Genomic DNA, 19,727 nt, shown 5'->3' on the forward strand with positions numbered 1-19,727 from the left:
AGATCTCTTTATTCAATAATTATATAAATAATATTATGCCGGGCCTACAGCGATAACATCCATCGCCCATACATCATTGGAAGCCCCACCAGAAGTGGCGATTCTTGCAACAAAAGCTGTATTGGTAATATTTAGATTTGGTGTATTGGTTCCATTTGCACTGATACACATAAAGCGCGGATTATGGGCAGCGTTAGACTCAACAGTAATCATGCCTGTAACGATTGGTGTTCCTGAAAAAGCCTCTGGGAAGTGAATTGTTGGTGCGTTATCATTAACGCCGCCAGTGGTGCGGAACATCAGGACTTTTGTTGGACCCGAGCCTGTCGTTTTACCAACTTCGAGAAGGCGGTTCCCGTTCTGGGTAAAGAGATTACCTTTATCGTCAAACTCCATTACCTTATGGTAGTCGCCCTGCTTGTCCCTCAGCACGAAGCGGCCTGTGGGTACGCCATCAGCGGTTGGTGAGCTGTCAGCAAGCTGCATGAAGAACTGCGCTTCACCAATCTGGGCACCGATGGGGCGTGTCAGGGTCTCGCCGTTTTTGACAAAAGTGGCTGTTGAAAAGAGTTCTCCATCAACAGAGCCGCTGGGAATGGGAACTGTTGAGGTTGGTAAATCAGACTGCCTGATGAATAGATCTTCAGCTTCTTTTTTGGTGAGAAAAATATCGCCCTGATCATCTGTAAGATTGCCGTTACCATCAATCTGGAGGCCGACATGCTCGTTTCCATCTTTGTCACGCATAATCAGACGGCCATAGCTTTTGCCTGATTTTTTGTTAGTGGCAAGTTGGAGGTAAAACTGTGTTTTGCCATCAGTTGTGGCACCAAGAGGTTTTGAAACAGTCTCGTCATTTTGGTCGAAAACTGTATCAATCAAGACCGTACCATGAACATTTCCCCCTGCAAGCGGGAAATAGGTCTGATTTGCGGCAACTGTAGTGAGATAATTATTATTGGTATTGTCAACGACGCCTGAATTGTCATGAGCATCACTGATGCTATCACCTGTGCTAGGTTTGCTGGTGTCCATATTATCACCTGAAGAAGAATTGTGGTCTGAGGAGCTACTATTATTTCCGTTATCTGTTACAGGCGGTTTGTTGCCTGAAGAAGAATCATTCCCACCAGGGGGTTGGTTGTTAACCGGAGGGTTGCTGTCACCTCCGTTATGATTGAGCGGCGGGTTATTATTGGTATTATTGTCGCTTGAATTATTGGTGTTATTCCCACCGGAAGGTTGGTTGTTGACCGGAGGATTGTTATTTCCCCCGTTATGATCGACGGACGGGTTATTATTGGCGTTATTGCCGCTTGAATTATTTGTGTTATTCCCACCAGAGGGTTGGTTGTTAACCGGAGGGTTGCTGTCACCTCCGTTATGATCGACGGACGGGTTATTATTGGCATTATTGCCGCTTGAATTATTTGTGCTATTCCCGCCAGAAGGTTGGTTATTAACTGGAGGATTATAATTCCCTCCATTATTAATAGGAGGATTGGGGCAGCCATTCCATGTGGGGGGGATATTCCAGGCTGGAGGATTATTCCAGGTTGGGAGGTATCCATTATTCCATGATGGGAGTGTAGGACATCCACAATAACCATTATTAAAACTGGGTAGAACAGATGGATTATAGGATGTACTGCTTATCGGTCTCCATGTTCCTGTGTTCCAGGATGGATCATCCATATTATTATCAATTGTCGAGACTAAAAGTGTGACGGTCCCCATGCGTGTCATGACGAGGGCGCCAGCAGGATAGCCGCCGACAGAGTTCGCATAGAGAGGGTCCCATAATGCGACTTGTCCAGATTCATAATTGCGGCAGGCAGTACTAAGGAGCTGAAGAATGTTATTAAGGTTGCTCCCTATTTCATAAAAAAGATTCGTGTTATTTGTTGTCCTCATAGGATTAATATTCCCATAAAGACTTTCCAATATTTCATTTAATTCTTATTGTTTATATAATCTTTATTGGAAAGTCGTAAGTTATAATGTACAAAAAATAAAATGATATTCTATAATCTATTAGAATATCCGTCATCATAAATGACAATTTGTCACATGTAAAGAAAATTATCGTTATTTTGTCCTTGAATTGAAAATTTAAGAATACCATGATTAGAGTCCTAAAATTTTTTGTCTGTAAGAATGTCTTTAAGCAGTAAGACAAGTCGTATTAGTAAGACTCTGCTGAAAGATGCTTGTAGTCTGTATCGTTATTGATAATGCTACAGACTTTCTTGTACTGCGTTGTATCGATTTAATGTTGCTTGCAATGGTCATGATGGTATGACAATATGTCACGTATAGCTATGATCAAAAATTACTATGTCCATTTTGTGGTGTCCTATGTGTCGGAAATGATTCTGTATCCCAGACCGATGTCCGGTATCGGTGGGTGTGTTTCTGCTATGTGCATACCATATCACTTTCGATCTCAGTACATGTTATGTCGTGCTATTTCTTGGTAGATGATAAAATAATCCGAATAACAGACCAGGAAAATCTTAGGTATAATTCAGGAGGTAAATGAGCGTCGTCCAGGGGGTCACAACGAAAGCAGAGACAGCATATCGGACATGGGTAAAATCTTGTCTCTTCTCTTTATTCTGAGAAGTGTATCCTCACCATATGTTGGCTTGATCTAGTTTTTGAAGTTACAGGACAAGTCTTTTGTCTAATTGCAAAAATACAAAAAAAGTCTATGGAGATTTTTCTCGAGTGTTCCAAGGGATGATCGTATGCTGACAGGCAGAAAGCAAGAATGACGGAGTTTCTTGGCATGCTACTTCTTGCTACATCACCAATAAACCGCTTTTCGCTCTAGGTGGCACATATGTGCCGTCACGTATTTCAAATATTTTTTCAAAAACTGCAGCTAAGTGCTGGCGTCCCGTACGGGATTCGAACCCGTGTTGCCGCCGTGAGAGGGCGGTGTCCTAGGCCTCTAGACGAACGGGACCAGAGGTGTTCCTTCATCTAGAGGATTAGGGCATAACGTGCAAGGGCAATTACACGTTATAGTCTGATTTTTCAGGCGTCCGAGCCTGAAAGCAGTGGTCCGAGAGGAGCACCGCCGAGAATATGGACATGGAAGTGCGGTACAATTTGCCCGCTATCCTTGCCTGTATTTGTTACGAGTCTGAAGCCACCAGGCACGAGTCCTAATTCCTGCACAACACTGTCAACGCTTCTCCAGAAATCGACGATTTCATCATTTGAAGCGCGTGTCGTGAAATCATGAAAATCGATATAAGCCCCACGGGGAATGACCAGAACATGCACGGGGGCTGCTGGTGTTGCGTCCCAGAAAGCGTAGGTATCACTGCTTTCGTAAACCCCTTTGGAAGGGATTTCGCCACGTAGGATCTGGGCAAAAACATTTTCCGGATTATAGTCAGGATTGGTATTATCTTTTACCATAATGGAGAAACTCCTTATAAAACTTACCGAGGGCGGGAAGCTTTTTCTTCTATACCACTTGTCCCTTCCCGGCGGGTTAATTCTTTCCAGATCATATCAGGCGTAATCCCGGCATCAACCCACATTACTACCAGATGATAGAGCACGTCAGCGCTTTCGCTGATCAATGCCTTACGATTGCCTGAAACAGCCTCAATGACACATTCAACGGCTTCTTCTCCGAATTTCTGTGCGATCTTATTGCGTCCTTTAGCCATCAGACGGGCTGAGTGACTTAACTCGGTTGAGGCGCCTTTCCGTGCAGTTACGGTGTCGAAAAGACGTTGGAGAACATGGTTCGAATTTTGAGGCATGCTGCAAACCTATCGATTAAGCCGGACGGGCAGATTAGCATTATAAAGGGTTTCTTTCACCTGTTTGATGGTAAATTGGCCAAAATGGAAGACACTGGCCGCCAGAAGACCGGTTGCACCTGCTTTGGCCCCTTCGACAAAATGTTCAACTTTACCAACGCCACCTGAAGCAACGACGGGGACCGGAACCTTTTTACAGATAGTGCGAAGGAGGTCGAGGTCGAAGCCCGATTTGGTGCCATCGCGGTCCATACTCGTAAGTAAAATTTCACCCGCCCCGCGTGAGGCCATTTCTTCAGCCCACTCAATCGCATTGAGGCCCGTTGGTTCACGCCCACCCTTCGCATAAACTTCCCATCCTCCACGACCGTTGGAGCGTGCATCAATGGCGACGACAACGCATTGACTGCCAAAACGCTGTGCAGCCTCATTTATGAGGTCAGGATTGCGGATGGCAGCTGAATTAATGCCACATTTATCAGCCCCGCAAAGGAGTAATTGCCTCATGTCATCTGTCGTTCTTACTCCCCCTCCAACAGTAAAGGGCAGACATATCTCAGCAGCAGTCCGGCTGACGACATCGAGGATCGTACTGCGATTTTCACTACTGGCGGTGATATCGAGGAATGTGAGCTCGTCTGCACCGGCAGCATCATAGAGTTTTGCCTGCTCTACTGGGTCGCCGGCATCACGAAGGGAGACAAAGTTAACGCCTTTGACAACGCGCCCATCTCGCACATCAAGGCAGGGAATAACGCGAAGTTTCAGCATGTTCCCTCCAGAAGTTTGATGGCTTCGGGCAAGTTAATGCGTCCATCATAAATTGCTTTACCAACAATAACTCCTTCAATACCTGGGATATCCCTGGCTGTATGGTAAAGGGCTTTAAGATGCTCCAGAGAGCCGACACCGCCACTTGCAATGACAGGAATGGATACCTTGCTTGCCAGGCTAGCAGTTTGATCGAGATCTAATCCTTCTAACATGCCATCGCGTGAGATTTCTGTGAAAATAATCGCTGAGACCCCCGCGTCTTCCATTCGTTTTGCCAGATCAATGGCAGTCAGTTCTGAGACCTCAGCCCAGCCTTCAGTTGCGACAAAGCCATGTCGGGCATCAATTCCGGCAACAATTCTGCCTGGCCATTTTTTGGCAGCTTCACGGACTAGCTCAGGGTTTTTGACGGCAGCAGAGCCTAGAATAACGCGCGTGATGCCTGCATCTAGCCAGTGTTCGATTGCTTTGAGGTCACGTAGCCCTCCTCCCAATTGGATAGGAAGAGACGTACGGTGGATAATTTCCTGAATTGCATCTGTATTGGCTGAGTGACCTGCAAAAGCACCATCAAGGTCAACCACATGAAGAAAGCGGCATCCGGCTTTGGCAAAGAGCTCTGCTTGGGCGGCGGGATCGTCAGAGTAACGGGTTGCAGCTTCCATATCGCCTTGCTTGAGACGCACGCAGGCTCCGCCTTTAAGGTCAATAGCGGGAAAGAGAGTGAGTTTAGGAGTCATGGGAGGTGCCTCTATTGGACAAGAAAGAAAAGAAGCTGGATGAGAGGGAGACCAGTGGGGAAGAGGGGGTGCTTTGGCGATATATTTTGAGAAAAATAACCCCCTGACGGTTTGTCCCCCCATACGGCCATAATAAGGATGTGTTCCCCAATGCTCAAAGCCAAGTCTGAGAAGGAGATCAGCAGCGATTTTCTGCGTTTCTCTCAATTCACAGTCTATAACTTTTACCTTCAGGGTGCTGGCACGTTCAAGCATTGCTGTAAGGAGGCTCTGGCCAAGACCAATGCCTCGGGCATAGGGGGCGACATAGAACCCCATGATCCTGGCTTTTGAACTGTGCAGGTCAAGATGTGTAGGGGGCATGGCCAGAAGCCCTGCACCACAGATCGTTCCATCAGAATTACGGGCAACAAATAGCTCTCTTTCTGGAACGAGGCGTATCCCTCTGAAAAAACGCTCCAGAATAGGTCGGTCAGGGGGCTCCAGCCAGCCAAATGTACCACCATCAAGAATGGCGGCCATAATCGAATCCGTCAGATGATGCAGCTCATCATCTGAAAGAGGCTCTGTTATGCGGGTGATGGCAGTATTGCGGGGCATGACAGTCTAGTCGGGATGCCATAACAGGAAATTGCGCAGAATTGTCAGGCCGACTTCCTGACTTTTCTCGACATGGAATTGCGTGCCGCATCGGCAGCCGCGGGCGACAATTGCCGGGATAAGCATACCATATTGTGACGTCGCAATGATGTCGGAAGGATCATAATCCTGAAGGGCATAGGAATGGACAAAATAGCCATGTTCTCCCGGTGCCAGACCTTCTGTCAAAGGGTGTCGACCCGGTGTGAATTCAAGCTCGTTCCAGCCCATATGAGGAAGTCTCAATCCCTTGGATGCAGGTGCGCTCATGGGAGCAATATGGCCTTTGATCCATCCAAGACCGTTAGTTTTATTATGTTCCAGACTGTAATCCGCCATAAGCTGCATACCAACGCAAATTCCCAGAAATGGGGTTCCTTTCTGGGTACTTTGCTCCAGAAGTGCATGAATATTGTCAGTTTCGAGTCCGCGGGCACAATCGGGAAAGGCGCCTTGCCCTGGAAGAATTAATCTATCGGCACCGAGAATGTCTGCTTCTTGTCTTGAGATTATGATCTCGGCTTCAAGGCTGAGCTGGTTAGCGGCCCGTCTGGCTGCCTGCTCAGCTGAGGCCAGATTGCCCCCATTATAATCAATAACGACAACACGCATAATCACGCTCCGGCGGGAGAGAAAGGAAATTTACAATACACCCTTTGTGGAAGGGATTTTATTGGCTGAACGTGGGTCATAAGACACGGCCATACGTAAGGCACGGGCGAAAGCCTTGAATGTACTTTCAGCCATATGATGGGCATTTTTACCGGATTTTTCTGTCAAATGAACAGTCATACGTGCTGACATGACGAGGGCACGGAAAAATTCTTCAATCATTTCTGTGGCCATCGTCCCGAGCATCTCGCGGGAGAAAGAGACATTCCAGCTTAAAAAAGGACGGCCTGAAATATCAATGACAGCTTCACACAGGGCCTCATCAAGCGGAACAAGGGCCTGTCCAAAACGCTCAATACCTTTTTTGTCTCCGATAGCTCTGTAGAGAGCATCACCTAAAGTGATACCGACATCCTCAATGGTGTGATGATCATCAATATGTAAATCTCCCATGACAGAAATAGAGAGATCCAGCCCGCCATGACGTGCTAATGCGTCGAGCATGTGATCAAAAAAACCAATGCCGGTTTTAATATCGCTATTGCCCTGCCCATCAAGGTTCAGGGAGATGGTAATATCGGTCTCGCCAGTACGGCGAGTCACGTTTACAATACGGGGGCTGTGTGTTGTCATATTTCCCTGCTACACCATTATTCTGGAATTTTCCAAGAGGAATGGATAGATTAATATAAAGTGGTCACGTAAAGGCTTATAACTGTCACGGTGATCTTTTAGCGCTAAAAGGATTCATTATGCAGAATAAATCTTCGTCTTCTTCTAAACTTGATATGCTACTTTCAAGAGTATCAACGGATGCCTTGCAGGAACCGGCACCTCAGAATGAGAAGTTGGAGCTTATTTTAGCAACAGCTTTGCGTGCGCCAGATCATGGGAAATTACGCCCTTGGCGTTATATTATCGTCGAAGGCGATGAGCGGGCAGCTTTTGCCAAAGAAGTTGTTACAGCTCTTGAACGTTGTAACCCCGATGTGTCTGAAGAAAAAAAACAGAAAATTCTGCATCGTTTTTCTTCTGTCCCTGCTCTGATTGTCTTGGGAATGGCCCTGCGTGTTGGCAATAAAATTCCCGAGTCAGAACAGATTATGGCAGCAGCAGCAGGGGCCATGAATATTCTTAATGGGCTTTTTGCAGAAGGTTTTGGTGGTATCTGGGTCAGTGGTGCTTATTGCGAGGAACCAGGTCTGGTGCACAAGGTCGGCCTGTCTGAAACGGGCAGGCTGGCAGGCATCTTGCTAGTTGGTACGCCACGCGATTCGACAAAGAAAGCCAAGCGGCCTGAAATTAGGGATTATATGGCCTATTGGCATAAGGATGAAATTCCCTCTTTCGGTGCTGATAAAGGAGCGAAATAATGACAGGACGTCCTCCCAGGCCGGATTATGATGTGATTATAGCCGGTGGGGGGCCTGCTGGTCTTGCCAGTGCGCTTTCTTTTGCGCGTTTCGGGTGGAACGTATGCGTCATTGAGCATCAATCCAGAGAAAAACTTGAGCACCCAGCTTTTGATGGACGTGAGATTGCCCTCACACATCATAGCCGGCATTGGCTGGAGGAAGCAGGAGTCTGGTCATTCATCCCTCCTCATGCGGTGTGCCCGCTTGAAGTCGCACGGATTGAAAGTGGCAAAGAAGGGGGCCCACCGCTTCTGTTCAGCCCCGCTTCTGTGGCAGAGTCCGGTGAGGCCTTGGGGTATCTCGTCGCAAATCATCTGATACGCCATGCCTTATATCAACGTGTTTCTGCCGTAGAAAAAATCACTCTGAAGACGGGTCTTGCTGTCCAGAAATTCAAAACCACACCTTCAGAAGTCATTGCGACCTTAACTGATGGCAATGTCATTAGGGCACGTCTTCTGGTTGCTGCGGATGGACGTTTTTCAAAATTACGAACAGAAGCAGGAATCGGGGCCATTATCCATGATTTCGGTATGGATGTGATGGTCTGCCGTGTTGAACATGAAAAATCACACGATAATATCGCCCTGCAATGGTTTGATGAGAATCAGACAATTGCCCTTTTACCTGTATCGGACGAGGAGCGGACAAAGCGTGTCTCGTCTCTGGTTCTGAGTTTGCCACCCGCTGAGATTGCCCGATTAAAAAATGCAGGGTCTGATGGTTTCAGTAAAGAAGTAACAGAGCGTACGCATGAGCGGCTTGGGGCCTTAAAACTTTTGAGTCCACGAGTGACTTACCCTTTGAAAGCTGTTTTTGCCCATAGATTTCATGCAAGGCGTTTTGCGCTGATAGGTGATGCAGCTGTTGGTATGCACCCTATTACGGCTCATGGGTTCAATCTTGGCTTGAAGGGGCAGGAGACGCTTGTGAAATCCTTAGCACAAGGAGCGGGAGACCCGGGTGATCGGCGTCGTCTGGAGGCGTTCTCGTGGCAGCATCGTAAAGATACATTTCCGTTATTTGCGGCAACAAATATGATCGCCAGTACTTATACGCGTGATGAAATGCCATTTTTGCTAGCACGGCGCATCGGGCTGCGTCTGGCAGATCGTCTGGTGCCTTTTAAAAGGGCTGTGACCCAGATGCTTATGGATCCTGCGGCCTGACATCTGTCATGAGAAGTGTTTCAGAAGATCTGCCATAGCTGGTGGTGGTAGCGCAGTTGCGCTGATCTGGGTTTCTTCAGAAGGCAGGTCCAATTTTATGCTGCGGGACAGGAGCTGCAAAGTCTGATGAGGGGAGGCACCTTTATAAGGTTTCCGTCCATAAAGAGGGTCTCCAAGAATGGGCGCCCCCACGGAAGAGAGATGAATGCGCGCTTGATGGGTGCGTCCTGTCAGAAGGGTGAGTTCCACCCAGCTCAGTGTTTCGGTCTGCCCAAGGACACGCCAGAGTGTGTGGGCTTTCAGGGCTTCAGAATCGTTTTGATCGGCTGGTTGAATTTTCCAGCCTTTCTGGTTTTTGATGCGTTTCAGAGGTACTGTGATTTCACCTTCTGAGGAAGGAAGGGTGCCCTGTACAATGGCCCAGTACGTCTTGTGAACCTGACGTTCCTGGAAAGCCTGTTGTGCCGCGATAAGGGCAGTTTTCCGTCGGGCAATAAGCAAGCAGCCAGAGGTATCCTTATCCAGCCTATGGACCAGCCATGGTCCCCCTCTTTTTTGGGTAATTAGTCGCGTCTCGACGCTGTCATCGGTGCGTGGCCCAGGGTGAGAGGCCAGACCGGCAGGTTTATTGATAATGAGGAAATGTTTGTTCTCCCATAAGATTGGAAGAGCTTTTCCATTATGAAAAAAGGGCGGCGTGCTCATTCATCTTCATCATCAAAACTGTCTTGGCGGTCCAGGGGATTGTGTGAGACTAGGACTTCACGTTTGCCGACATGATTGCTGGCGCTAATGATTCCTTCACGTTCCATCTGGTCTATAATATTGGCCGCCCGGTTGTAACCAATGGAAAGATGACGCTGGACAAAACTCGTAGAAGCGCGTTTTTCCCTTATGACGAGATCGACCGCCTGTTCATAGAGGTCATTATTGCTATCTCCGTCACTAGGTTTTCCTGAGCGTGAGGGAGGTTCTTCTGCAACTTCTTCTGTGATGACCTCGTCATTATAGACTGGTTCACCTTTGGCGCGTAAATCTTCTACTACAGCCTCGACCTCTTCATCACTGATAAAAGGGCCATGGACACGCGTAATCCGTGCCCCTCCCTGCATAAAGAGCATATCTCCACGTCCTAGAAGCTGTTCTGCGCCTTGTTCACCTAAAATAGTGCGGCTGTCATATTTATTGGTGACCTGAAAAGAGATACGTGTCGGGAAGTTCGCCTTGATTGTGCCGGTAATGACATCAACAGATGGACGCTGTGTTGCCATAATGAGGTGAATACCTGCAGCACGCGCTTTCTGGGCCAGCCGTAAGACGGCTGCTTCAATTTCCTTGCCTGCAACCATCATCAGGTCAGCCATTTCATCAATGACAATGACGATATAAGGCAGATGTTCAAGTTTTAGGCGACATTCATCAAAAACAGGGCGCCCTGTTTCTGGGTCAAACCCTGTCTGGATACGGCGTGTTGGTGCTTCTCCAGCTTCACGTAGCCTTTTGATGCGGTCATTATAGCCACTGATGTTACGGACCTGATGATCAGCCATCATACGGTACCGGCGGTCCATTTCCTGAACAGCCCATTTCAAGGCACTGACAGCTTTGGAGGGTTCCGTTACGACAGGGGTCATAAGGTGAGGGATGCCATCATAGATTGAGAGCTCAAGAATCTTGGGGTCAATCATGATGAGCCGACATTCTTCAGGGCTGAGGCGGTATAGAAGAGAGAGAATCATGGCGTTGATTCCCACCGATTTCCCCGATCCTGTCGTTCCTGCGACTAAAAGATGCGGCATTTTAGCCAGGTCAGCATAAACCGGCTGCCCTGCTATATCTTTTCCCAAGGCAAGCTTGAGTTTCGCCTTGCCCTCTTCCCAGGCTGGGTCAAGCAGCAGTTCTGGAAAATAAACAGTGTCACGGGTCGCATTGGGTACTTCAATTCCGATGACATTGCGCCCCGGAACTGTGGCAATGCGTACACTCAGAACGGAGAGCGAACGGGCAATATCATCTGATAGGCCAATTACACGTGATGACCTGACACCCGGCGCTGGTTCCAGCTCATAAAGTGTCACAACCGGTCCAGCATGATAACCTGTAATGGTGCCCTGAACGCCATAATCATTAAGGACACTTTCCAGAAGATGTGCATTTTCCTGTAGGCTTTCTTCCGAAGGGCCAACCAATGTTTGACTGGGAAGTGGGTTGAGGAGGGATAAAGATGGTAAAACCCAGTTCTGTTCGGATTGCGGCGCGGAAAGCGACTGATGATCTGGCTGTTCCCAGACTGAAGCGGGCTGACAGGGTTCGGCTCCTGCCGTGGTGGTTTGCGCTTGTTCTTCAAGCGGGGAGGCTGCCTGACTGTCATCCTCACCAGAAGGAAAAACATTTAACCCTTTATGGACCATACGTTTAAAAAACTGGCCATAGCCATGTTCAGACTCATCAGGGGAGACAGCAGGAACGATGTCATCTTCTTCTGGGTCGTCATCCGCTTCTTCAGGAAGGAGGGAGACAGGAGGAAGGGGTTGTGGTTTTTCACTTGTACGGTTGATCTGGGCCAGCTTCTCCCCATAAGGGTTGGTATGGGTATTTTCTTCTGTTTTTACAGAAGCAGGCAGACTGGCTGAAGGCGCATGTTCCCATGGAGTTGATGCCTGGGGTGGGGGTGGTTGGAGCCAGTTATTATGAGGGGATTCTGGAGGCGGAAGACGAGGGTCATCGCGTATGAAATTCCGTCGCAGCAAGCCTGTAGGTACGCCGCCTCGCGGAGCAAAACGGTCACTATAACGAGAGGGGCTTCCTGCTGGGGGGGTAAAGATTTTAGCAGAAGTGTCGCCAGAATTATTCTTATCTGCTTTTTTATGGCTTGCCAGTCCATATATCCATTGTGAGAAGGATATAATTCCACCTGCCAGACCACGCCACTCACCGCCACTTAGTCCCATTGCGATGGGGAGAAGAAGAAGAAGAAGGATGAAGGCGAGGACAAGAGCAGAGAGACTGCCCAAAGTGCTGCCTAGTTCACCTGTCAGGGCATTGAGAAGCAGGGATGCAAGACTATAGCCGATCTGTCCGCCAAGACCACTGCTGGAAGGCCAGTTAAGTGCACTGCCGGAGATTAGGATCTGGAACAGGCTTATAAGCATGGCTCCAGAGGGAAGCAGTAGAATGGCAGCGATGAAGCGTAATAAGGGCGCTCCTAATGTATGGGTCCGTACCAGCCTCCAGCACCAGGCCAGGAGTATCAAAGGAGGAAAAATGCTGGCAATGCCCAACCATTGAATCAGACTATCAGCAATAGTGGCGCCAGCACGCCCCAGCAGATTGGTGGGCTGAGTACCGGTCGCTGTATTGAATGAGGGGTCTTGTGGGTTAAAGCTGAAGAGGGAAACAGTGATTGCAATAGCGATAATCAGGAGAATCAGGCCACAAAACTCCATCATCCGCGCTGACATAAGACGCGTGAGTGGATGGTCAGCCGCTATAGGAGACGATGAATTGGATGGAGCGGGTGTTTGCGACTTGCGACGCGCTCGTTTCAGGAAAAGCAAGACAACTTACCCTCTGGAGTTTTGCCTTTCGGCATTTGTCAGGAGAAGCCTTTGAATCAAAGGCATCCCGCAATTTTCATATGAGTACAGTAAATTAGCGATTTTCCTGCTTTAAGGGAAGTCAGATCGCTCATGAGGCTGCAAAATAGGGTTTTATAAAAACCAGAAACGCAGCTCAGCAACCCCGATCTGTCGTTTGAGCAGAAGGGGAGGGGAGGTCTCATTCTCTCCCTCCTGATGTTCGCTTTCAGCGATAATGAGAGCGTTTTCGGCAAGCCACCCTTTTTGCAAAAGAATCTTTAAAGCCTGCGGAATCAGGTTTTTCCTATAAGGTGGATCAAGAAAAATCAGATTATGTGGACGTATAGAAGGGCCGATTTTTGTGATGTCGCACAGGGTAATATCGGTCCGTTCTTCGACAGAACATGTTTTTATGTTATCGCGTAAAATAGAAACTGCTGAACGGTTTTTTTCGATAAACCCTGCAAATTTTGCCCCTCTGGAAAGTGCTTCAAGCCCCAGGGCGCCTGTTCCTGCAAAGCAATCCAGGACGACAGCTTCTTCGAGTAATTGTCTGCCATACCAAGGGGCATGCATTAAATGATCGAAGATGATTTGTCGTGCGCGCTGTGATGTCGGGCGTGTGGTTTCCCCTTCAGGAGCCTTGAGCCTGCGCCCTCTGAACTGCCCGCCAATAATCCGCATCAGCGTGTATGTGTTTTCTGGTCAGGTTTGTAAAAGGCTGTTTGTTCGGACAGAACTTTGCCGGAAACTTCCTCAAGGTCACCCGGTTTTAAGGAACCGAGCATAAAGGGTCCGTAAGAAAGACGGATGAGGCGGCTGACATGCAGATTCATGCCAAGCATCACACGTCGGATTTCACGGTTTTTCCCTTCAGTGAGGCTGACAGTCAGCCATGAATTATCACCTTTCTGGGAATCGAGAACAGCTTTGATAGGGCCATATTTAATACCCTCAAATTCCGACCCATGGGCGAGTGCTTCAAGACGTTTGGGATCGACAAGACCAAAAACACGGACCCTGTAACGTCTGATCCATTGGCGGGAAGGAAGTTCCAGTTCCCGGGCCAGGGCGCCATCATTGGTAAGGAGCAGAAGTCCCTCTGAGTTTAAATCAAGCCTGCCAACACTGACGACACGTGGCATGGCAGCAGGGAGGGATGAGAAAACGGTAGGGCGTTCCTGCGGGTCGTGATGTGTTGTGACCAAACCAGTTGGTTTATAATAGCGCCATAAACGTGTCCGTTGTGGCGGCTCTATGATTTTTCCGTCCACTCTCATAATGTCGCCCGGTTGTACAAATGTTGCCGGGTGCATTACTTTTTCAGAGTTAAGAAAAATACGCCCTTCCTCAATCATGCGCTCAATATCCCTGCGACTGGCAACGCCGCATCGGGCCAATATCTTGGCAATACGCTTACCGCGCTGGTTGGAGTTTGACTGGTCTGGAAAGGAATCTTTGTTCATAAGCTGCACATACCTTGCAGTTGATGCTAACGCAACGGACTTCTTATGATAAAGTCTTCAAGAAGGATCAAAGCTGAAAGATTATTTGTTCCTTCAGAGGGGTTAAGGATAAGCAATATTTTGGTTACTTTGTCAAAATCAGTGCCTGACTGGTCTGTTTTTATGAAGCAGGCCCTTTCGCTGGCTCAAAAGGGGGCTGAAAAGGGAGAAGTGCCTGTTGGTGCTCTGGTTCTTGATGAGCATGGAGACGTGATTTCAGCCTTTCATAATCTTGTGGAAACACGCCATGATGCCTCGGCTCATGCAGAGATCCTTGCTTTAAGAGAAGCAGCGCGCCTTTTGGGAACACCTCGTTTAACTCACTGCACCCTGATTGTAACTTTGGAGCCTTGCATTATGTGTGCAGCAACGATCAGCCATTTCCGTCTCGGGAGGGTAGTCTATGGTGCTTATGATCCTAAAGGAGGGGGCGTTGATCACGGCCCCCGCCTTTTTCAGAGAGTAGGATGCCTGCACAGACCTGAAGAAATTATTAGCGGCATCTGTGAACAGGAAGCCGCTTTAATGTTGAGGCAGTTTTTTGCTGAAAAACGTTAAAGATCGGCTTGGAAACGAAAACCCACCACGAGGGCATCTTTGTAATAACGGGCTGCATCTGGTCTGAAAATAATCTGACAGTCTGGGACGAATTTGATGCCATTGGAGAACTGGAAGCCGTAATTGAATTCCAGAACCTCAGTGTAGGTTTCAATGGCTTTGACGCCATTCTGGAGTGGAAGATGGTGATCCATCTGGAGTTCCTGGGTTTTGGTCAAATAAGGATTGACGATCAGTTCTGACCAGAAGACGGATATATAATCTGCTGGACGACCGGGGATGACGTGCTGTGCGATCAGCCCGGCTGAAAAATCGTGTCTGAAAGGTACTGATGTTCCGTTCGTTCCGGTAGCGATTCCAAAGACCATGAGGCCATCGCGCTCACCAGGGCCGAAACGATAAAGCATCTGATCACCCCCGATATACCATGCTCCTCTCTGAGGCTCCAGTCGGGCAGGCTGCTTTGATGTCGCAATGGGAGCACCTGTTACGGAATGGTAAAGATCTTTATTGTCTGACGTATCGATATATCCGCCAATTTTATAATGGCCGGGTAATTTATCCTTGCCCCAATGGGGGTTCCAGCCAAGTTCTATGGGAATGACAATTCCTAATGAATTTGCTGAAATATAGAAACCTGTATGTCCTCCATCTTTTTTGGTTGCCTGAAACAGACCGACGCGCATGTAAGTGTTCTTTGTCGGGTCAAATTCAATTTGTGCACCGAGTTCTGCAAATGGCCAGGAACGCCAGTGTGAAGAAACGGAAACACCCGTAGGGTGGGCACAGGTGACGTTATCAAGAGCGTAACATCCTAACGGGAAAGAGCCGAAACTCATATTGGGAGGGTAATAACCAGCCGTTATGATGACCCTGTTATTGGCAAGCTTTTGCTGTACATAAAGCTGTACAAGGTGATAAAGCACGTTCCCACCAACACCGAAATCCTGTTGGGGTTCAAATAAGGTTAGGTGACTAATGTAATCTTTGGCGACATCTCTGCCGGCACGCTGCACGCCCAGCATACGAAAGCTGAGTCCTTTGGCGCCGAGCAGTTTTTCCAGATTAACATCGACGCCCATTGTTACCTGATGGGAATAATCCATGCCAGCGCGGTGCCCACCAGCGACATTTGCCAATGTTTCAGTAAGGTAAGTGAGTGTGAGGTCCACACCTCTATCAGCCAGCCATCCACGGGTGCCATAGGGGTCGCCGAGAAGTTTCCCACTAAAGCGTTTATCGGATGATGAAGCAGGGGTGAGCTTGATGATGCCAGCTTGGGAATGCTGGGTTATATTTGTTTCTGCCCGAACCGGGAGACTATATGCCAGGACCGTTATTATGAATAAACATCCTGCGAAACAGGCATTTAAAAAAGAAACTATATGTGAGCGAACTTTTGAAAAGTCGGAGCAGACTGACATGAAAAACCTGTTTCTACCATTTTCCTGTTACATAACTATCTAGTTAGTTATTTTTTTGAAAAACAGCGGATAAAACAGATTGCTGCTTTATGAAAAGTCACTCTTTGGTGAGAAAGGGGATTTTTTTACCGGATAACCTGATTGGGTCGTGATTAATTGTCAGGGGTGCTGGTCATAAAAGCGATAACGGACTCTTTAATCATGCGTCTGTGACGCTTTGCATTATCGCTATTGAGCATATTCAGACCTAGAACCGTGTTAACGGTTGCCCGATTGCCGATTCGGTAAAAGCAGAATGATGTGTAGAGAACGTGAAGATCGACAGGGTAAATATCACGTTTAAAAATGCCGGCATGCCGTCCGCGCTGGATAATATCATCCAGTGCTGACAGGATTTTATAGCGGGCGATGCTATCAAGACCGGTCTGTTGCAGGTAGCGGGCATTATTAATGTTTTCAATGGTTACAAGCCGGACGAAAAAACTGTGTTTTTCATGATAATCAATTGAAAAATCTATTAATTTTTCAAGGGCTTCCAGAGGTGGAAGTTCCTTGAGGGAAAGTCCTTCTTCCTCTTCTCTCAGGTTTGTATAAACCTGTTCCAGAACTGCTTTATAGAGACCTTCCTTATTACCGAAATAATAATAGATCATCCCTTTGGTGGTCTGCATGGCTTCAGCGATGCGGTCAACGCGGGCGCCAGCTAGGCCATATGTGGCAAATTCTTCGAGAGCGACGTTGATGATATCTTTTTTGGTCTGGTCTGCATCACGCGTGGTGTGGGGATTCTTGGTCATTCTTTTTCCCGGTTACCAAGAGTAAGACTCAAGATTTATGTTAAAAGCATGGTTAGCATAACTCACCGTATAACGACAATTTGAACCAGAGAAATAGCCATTTTTCATCTGATATTCCAATGACGCCTTGGTTATGAGATAACTAAACATATAGTTAGTAATAGCAATCTTCCGAGAATTTGGGAGAGCCATAGAGGTTTATTGAGGAGAATATTGTGCAACCCTCTAGTTGTTTACCCAGTCGTCTGGGTATGTTCGTAACCTGGATTCTGGTCCTCGCTCTGGGCGTGACCGGATTATACTTTCTGATTGGAGGAGGGTGGCTGCTCTCTCTCGGGGGAAGCTGGTATTTTATCCTTGAAGGGCTTCTCCTTCTGGTAACGACTGTTTTTCTTGCAAGACGGAGTGAAAAGGCATTTCTCTTCTTCCTGCTTTTTTATGTCAGCTCGGTAATCTGGGCTTTATGGGAAGTCGGGGTCGAGTTCTGGCCATTATTGTCCCGTTTGATGGTCCCGTCTGTCTTTCTGATGCTCTTTTTTATCGCTTACCCATATTTACGCGCGGTAAAGGGCAAAAATACCCTTACGGTTCCATCATGGGGTGCGGCTCTGGTCAGTCTTGTAGGGGTTCTGGCAGCTTTTGGTGCCATGTTTATCCCTCATGCAACAGTCTCTGGCCCTTCCAAAGAGCTTTCACTTGAGACTGGAAAAGAGGATCAGGGCAACTGGCTGGCATATGGCCGCGATCATGGGGGAAGCCGCTTTGTGCCTTATTCCCAGATTAATCGGAATAATGTCACGCACCTCCATCAGGCCTGGGTCTTTCATACAGGGGATGTTCCACTCAGCCCGGATGGCAATGGTGCAGAGGATCAGGAAACACCATTGCAGATTGGAGATAAAATTTTCCTCTGTACCCCACATAATAATGTAATTGCCGTTGATGCAGATAACGGTCAGAAGATATGGGAAGCAAAAATTAACTCCCAATCCAAAATCTGGCAGCGTTGCAGAGGGTTGGCTTATTTCGATGCCCAGGCACCTCTGGCTGTGGCAGCTGATGGTTTTTCCCAACCTGCATCCGTCTCTCTGGATCCTGCACTTCCTTGCCAACGTCGTATTTTCGTCAATACACCTGATGCACGCCTTATTGCAGTGGATGCTGATAATGGTCAGAAATGTGCTGGTTTTGGGGTTGATGGTACGGTTAATCTTCTTACAGGTCTTGGTTCCGCACCTGACCCTCAATATCAGCTTACCTCTCCTCCTACCCTGGCGGGTACGACAGTTGTTGTCGGTGGGCGTGTAGCTGACAATGTCAGCACAGATATGCCTGGTGGGGTTATTCGTGGTTATGACGTCATAACGGGTCAGTTGCGTTGGGCATTTGATACTGGAAATCCAGATCCCAACCATGTTCTGGCAGAAGGTGAGACTTATCATCGTAGCACTGCAAATTCATGGGCTCCGATGTCTTATGACGCGTCCATGAATACCGTTTTTGCCCCGATGGGAAGCCCATCAGTTGATTTGTGGGGCGTTCCCCGCACGAAGGAAGATCATAAATATGCTTCTTCCATTCTGGCACTTGATGCCACAACGGGCAAAATGAGGTGGGTCTATCAGACTGTTCATAACGATCTGTGGGATTTTGACGTCCCCATGCAGCCGACGCTGATTGATGTCCCAACGGCGGAGGGAAAGAAGCAGGCTGTTGTTTTCGGAACAAAGACTGGCCAGATCTTTGTATTGGACCGTCATACAGGGCGGGCTTTGACTGAAGTGCAGGAAAAACCTGTTCCTGCTGCCAATATTCCCGGTGAGCCTTATGCACCGACTCAGCCTTTCTCCGTAGGAATGCCCTCTATCGGGGCTGGTCCGCTGAAAGAGTCTGATATGTGGGGTGCGACACCTTTTGACCAGCTGATCTGTCGTATTTCATTTAAATCCATGCGCTATACTGGCCTGTTCACGCCACCAGGGACGGATACTTCTCTGAGTTTTCCAGGCTCTTTAGGAGGAATGAATTGGGGGGGGATTTCTGTTGATCCTGACCATAATTACATTTTCGTCAATGATATGCGTCTGGGTCTTTGGGTGCGTATGGCTCCTAATGCTAAGGGTGCGAAGGCGAATAATGAAGGTGGTGAATCCGTTAATGCTGGAATGGGACTGGTGCCTCTGAAAGGCACACCTTATTCAGTTGTAAAAAACCGTTTCATGTCTCCGCTCCAGGTGCCCTGTCAGAAGCCACCTTTTGGAACGCTTTCTGCCATTGATATGCAGACTCGCAAGATTGTATGGCAGGTACCCGTCGGAACCGTGCAGGATACGGGGCCATTCGGGATTAAGATGCACGCTAAAATGCCTGTTGGCATGCCGACATTAGGGGGTACGTTGGCAACAAGAGGGGGCCTCGTCTTTATTGCTGGGACACAGGATTTCTATCTGAGGGCTTTCGACAGTTCTACTGGTAAGGAAATCTGGAAAAACCGCCTACCTGTAGGTAGTCAAGGTGGGCCAATGTCTTATGTGTCACCAAAGACGCACAAGCAATATGTGCTGATCTCGGCAGGTGGTGCGCGTCAGTCTCATGACAGAGGCGATTATGTTATTGCTTACACGCTTGATGATAAATAATAAATGAACAAATAGCTCGTGTTCTTTTAGAAAACCCGCCCGGAAATGGGCGGGTTTTTGTTGTTTGGGGAGGGTATGAAACTGTTTATTAC

17 protein-coding genes and 1 tRNA gene are annotated in these 19,727 nt (G+C 48.0%); 4 read left to right on the plus strand and 14 right to left on the minus strand.

What is annotated here, in order from left to right:
• Positions 1-33 precede the first annotated feature (33 nt).
• From AC3B6P_RS03335 to hisB, 8 genes are all read right to left on the minus strand, one after another.
• Positions 34-1,914, minus strand: coding sequence for a hypothetical protein (locus AC3B6P_RS03335; protein ID WP_489804717.1), 1,881 nt, complete (start codon positions 1,912-1,914; stop codon positions 34-36).
• Positions 1,915-2,895: 981 nt separating this feature from the next.
• A tRNA-Glu gene (locus AC3B6P_RS03340) sits at positions 2,896-2,971 on the minus strand.
• Between the two features lie 71 nt (positions 2,972-3,042).
• Positions 3,043-3,432 (minus strand): HIT domain-containing protein, encoded by a 390-nt coding sequence (locus AC3B6P_RS03345; RefSeq protein ID WP_489804718.1) that lies wholly within the window; start codon positions 3,430-3,432, stop codon positions 3,043-3,045.
• Positions 3,433-3,455: 23 nt separating this feature from the next.
• Positions 3,456-3,785: a phosphoribosyl-ATP diphosphatase gene (locus AC3B6P_RS03350; protein WP_489804719.1), complete on the minus strand. Its 330-nt coding sequence runs from the start codon at positions 3,783-3,785 to the stop codon at positions 3,456-3,458.
• Positions 3,786-3,794: 9 nt separating this feature from the next.
• The gene (gene hisF, locus AC3B6P_RS03355; RefSeq protein ID WP_489804720.1) at positions 3,795-4,556 is read right to left on the minus strand and encodes an imidazole glycerol phosphate synthase subunit HisF; all 762 of its coding nucleotides are present in this window, start codon (positions 4,554-4,556) and stop codon (positions 3,795-3,797) included.
• Positions 4,550-5,899: a 1-(5-phosphoribosyl)-5-[(5-phosphoribosylamino)methylideneamino]imidazole-4-carboxamide isomerase gene (gene hisA, locus AC3B6P_RS03360; RefSeq protein ID WP_489804721.1), complete on the minus strand. Its 1,350-nt coding sequence runs from the start codon at positions 5,897-5,899 to the stop codon at positions 4,550-4,552. Before hisA ends, hisF begins: the two co-directional genes overlap by 7 nt.
• A gap of 6 nt (positions 5,900-5,905) precedes the next feature.
• The gene (hisH, locus tag AC3B6P_RS03365) at positions 5,906-6,550 is read right to left on the minus strand and encodes an imidazole glycerol phosphate synthase subunit HisH (protein WP_489804722.1); all 645 of its coding nucleotides are present in this window, start codon (positions 6,548-6,550) and stop codon (positions 5,906-5,908) included.
• Between the two features lie 30 nt (positions 6,551-6,580).
• Positions 6,581-7,183, minus strand: a complete 603-nt coding sequence (hisB, locus tag AC3B6P_RS03370; RefSeq protein ID WP_489804723.1) for an imidazoleglycerol-phosphate dehydratase HisB — start codon at positions 7,181-7,183, stop codon at positions 6,581-6,583.
• 119 nt (positions 7,184-7,302) lie between these two features.
• On the opposite strand from hisB, the gene AC3B6P_RS03375 reads away from it, so the two are divergent.
• Positions 7,303-7,923 (plus strand): nitroreductase family protein, encoded by a 621-nt coding sequence (locus AC3B6P_RS03375; RefSeq protein WP_489804724.1) that lies wholly within the window; start codon positions 7,303-7,305, stop codon positions 7,921-7,923.
• Positions 7,923-9,134: a 5-demethoxyubiquinol-8 5-hydroxylase UbiM gene (gene ubiM, locus AC3B6P_RS03380; RefSeq protein ID WP_489804725.1), complete on the plus strand. Its 1,212-nt coding sequence runs from the start codon at positions 7,923-7,925 to the stop codon at positions 9,132-9,134. Before AC3B6P_RS03375 ends, ubiM begins: the two co-directional genes overlap by 1 nt.
• 6 nt (positions 9,135-9,140) lie before the next feature.
• On the opposite strand, the gene AC3B6P_RS03385 is transcribed toward ubiM, so the two are convergent.
• The 4 genes from AC3B6P_RS03385 to AC3B6P_RS03400 all read right to left on the minus strand — a co-directional run bounded on the left by AC3B6P_RS03385 (position 9,141) and on the right by AC3B6P_RS03400 (position 14,178).
• Positions 9,141-9,839, minus strand: a complete 699-nt coding sequence (locus AC3B6P_RS03385) for an RluA family pseudouridine synthase (RefSeq protein WP_489804726.1) — start codon at positions 9,837-9,839, stop codon at positions 9,141-9,143.
• Positions 9,836-12,583 (minus strand): DNA translocase FtsK, encoded by a 2,748-nt coding sequence (locus AC3B6P_RS03390; protein WP_489805532.1) that lies wholly within the window; start codon positions 12,581-12,583, stop codon positions 9,836-9,838. The genes AC3B6P_RS03385 and AC3B6P_RS03390 overlap by 4 nt, the downstream gene beginning before the upstream one ends.
• Positions 12,584-12,844: 261 nt before the next feature.
• Positions 12,845-13,396 (minus strand): 16S rRNA (guanine(966)-N(2))-methyltransferase RsmD, encoded by a 552-nt coding sequence (gene rsmD, locus AC3B6P_RS03395; RefSeq protein WP_489804727.1) that lies wholly within the window; start codon positions 13,394-13,396, stop codon positions 12,845-12,847.
• Complete coding sequence (locus AC3B6P_RS03400; RefSeq protein ID WP_489804728.1) at positions 13,396-14,178, minus strand: pseudouridine synthase; 783 nt, start codon at positions 14,176-14,178, stop codon at positions 13,396-13,398. The genes rsmD and AC3B6P_RS03400 overlap by 1 nt, the downstream gene beginning before the upstream one ends.
• Positions 14,179-14,223: 45 nt before the next feature.
• Between AC3B6P_RS03400 and AC3B6P_RS03405 the strand changes: the two genes are divergently transcribed.
• The gene (locus AC3B6P_RS03405) at positions 14,224-14,775 is read left to right on the plus strand and encodes a nucleoside deaminase (protein WP_489804729.1); all 552 of its coding nucleotides are present in this window, start codon (positions 14,224-14,226) and stop codon (positions 14,773-14,775) included.
• Here AC3B6P_RS03405 and AC3B6P_RS03410 read toward each other — a convergent pair.
• Both AC3B6P_RS03410 and AC3B6P_RS03415 read right to left on the minus strand, forming a co-directional pair.
• Complete coding sequence (locus AC3B6P_RS03410) at positions 14,772-16,199, minus strand: carbohydrate porin (RefSeq protein ID WP_489804730.1); 1,428 nt, start codon at positions 16,197-16,199, stop codon at positions 14,772-14,774. The genes AC3B6P_RS03405 and AC3B6P_RS03410 overlap by 4 nt on opposite strands.
• A gap of 152 nt (positions 16,200-16,351) precedes the next feature.
• Entirely contained in the window at positions 16,352-16,996 is a 645-nt protein-coding gene (locus tag AC3B6P_RS03415; protein ID WP_489804731.1) for a TetR family transcriptional regulator, read from the minus strand.
• 215 nt (positions 16,997-17,211) lie between these two features.
• On the opposite strand from AC3B6P_RS03415, the gene AC3B6P_RS03420 reads away from it, so the two are divergent.
• A complete protein-coding gene (locus tag AC3B6P_RS03420; protein WP_489804732.1) occupies positions 17,212-19,635 on the plus strand; it encodes a membrane-bound PQQ-dependent dehydrogenase, glucose/quinate/shikimate family in 2,424 nt (807 codons plus the stop codon).
• The last annotated feature ends 92 nt before the right edge of the window (positions 19,636-19,727 follow it).

The sequence above is a fragment of the Aristophania sp. ESL1142 genome (genome assembly GCF_058107345.1).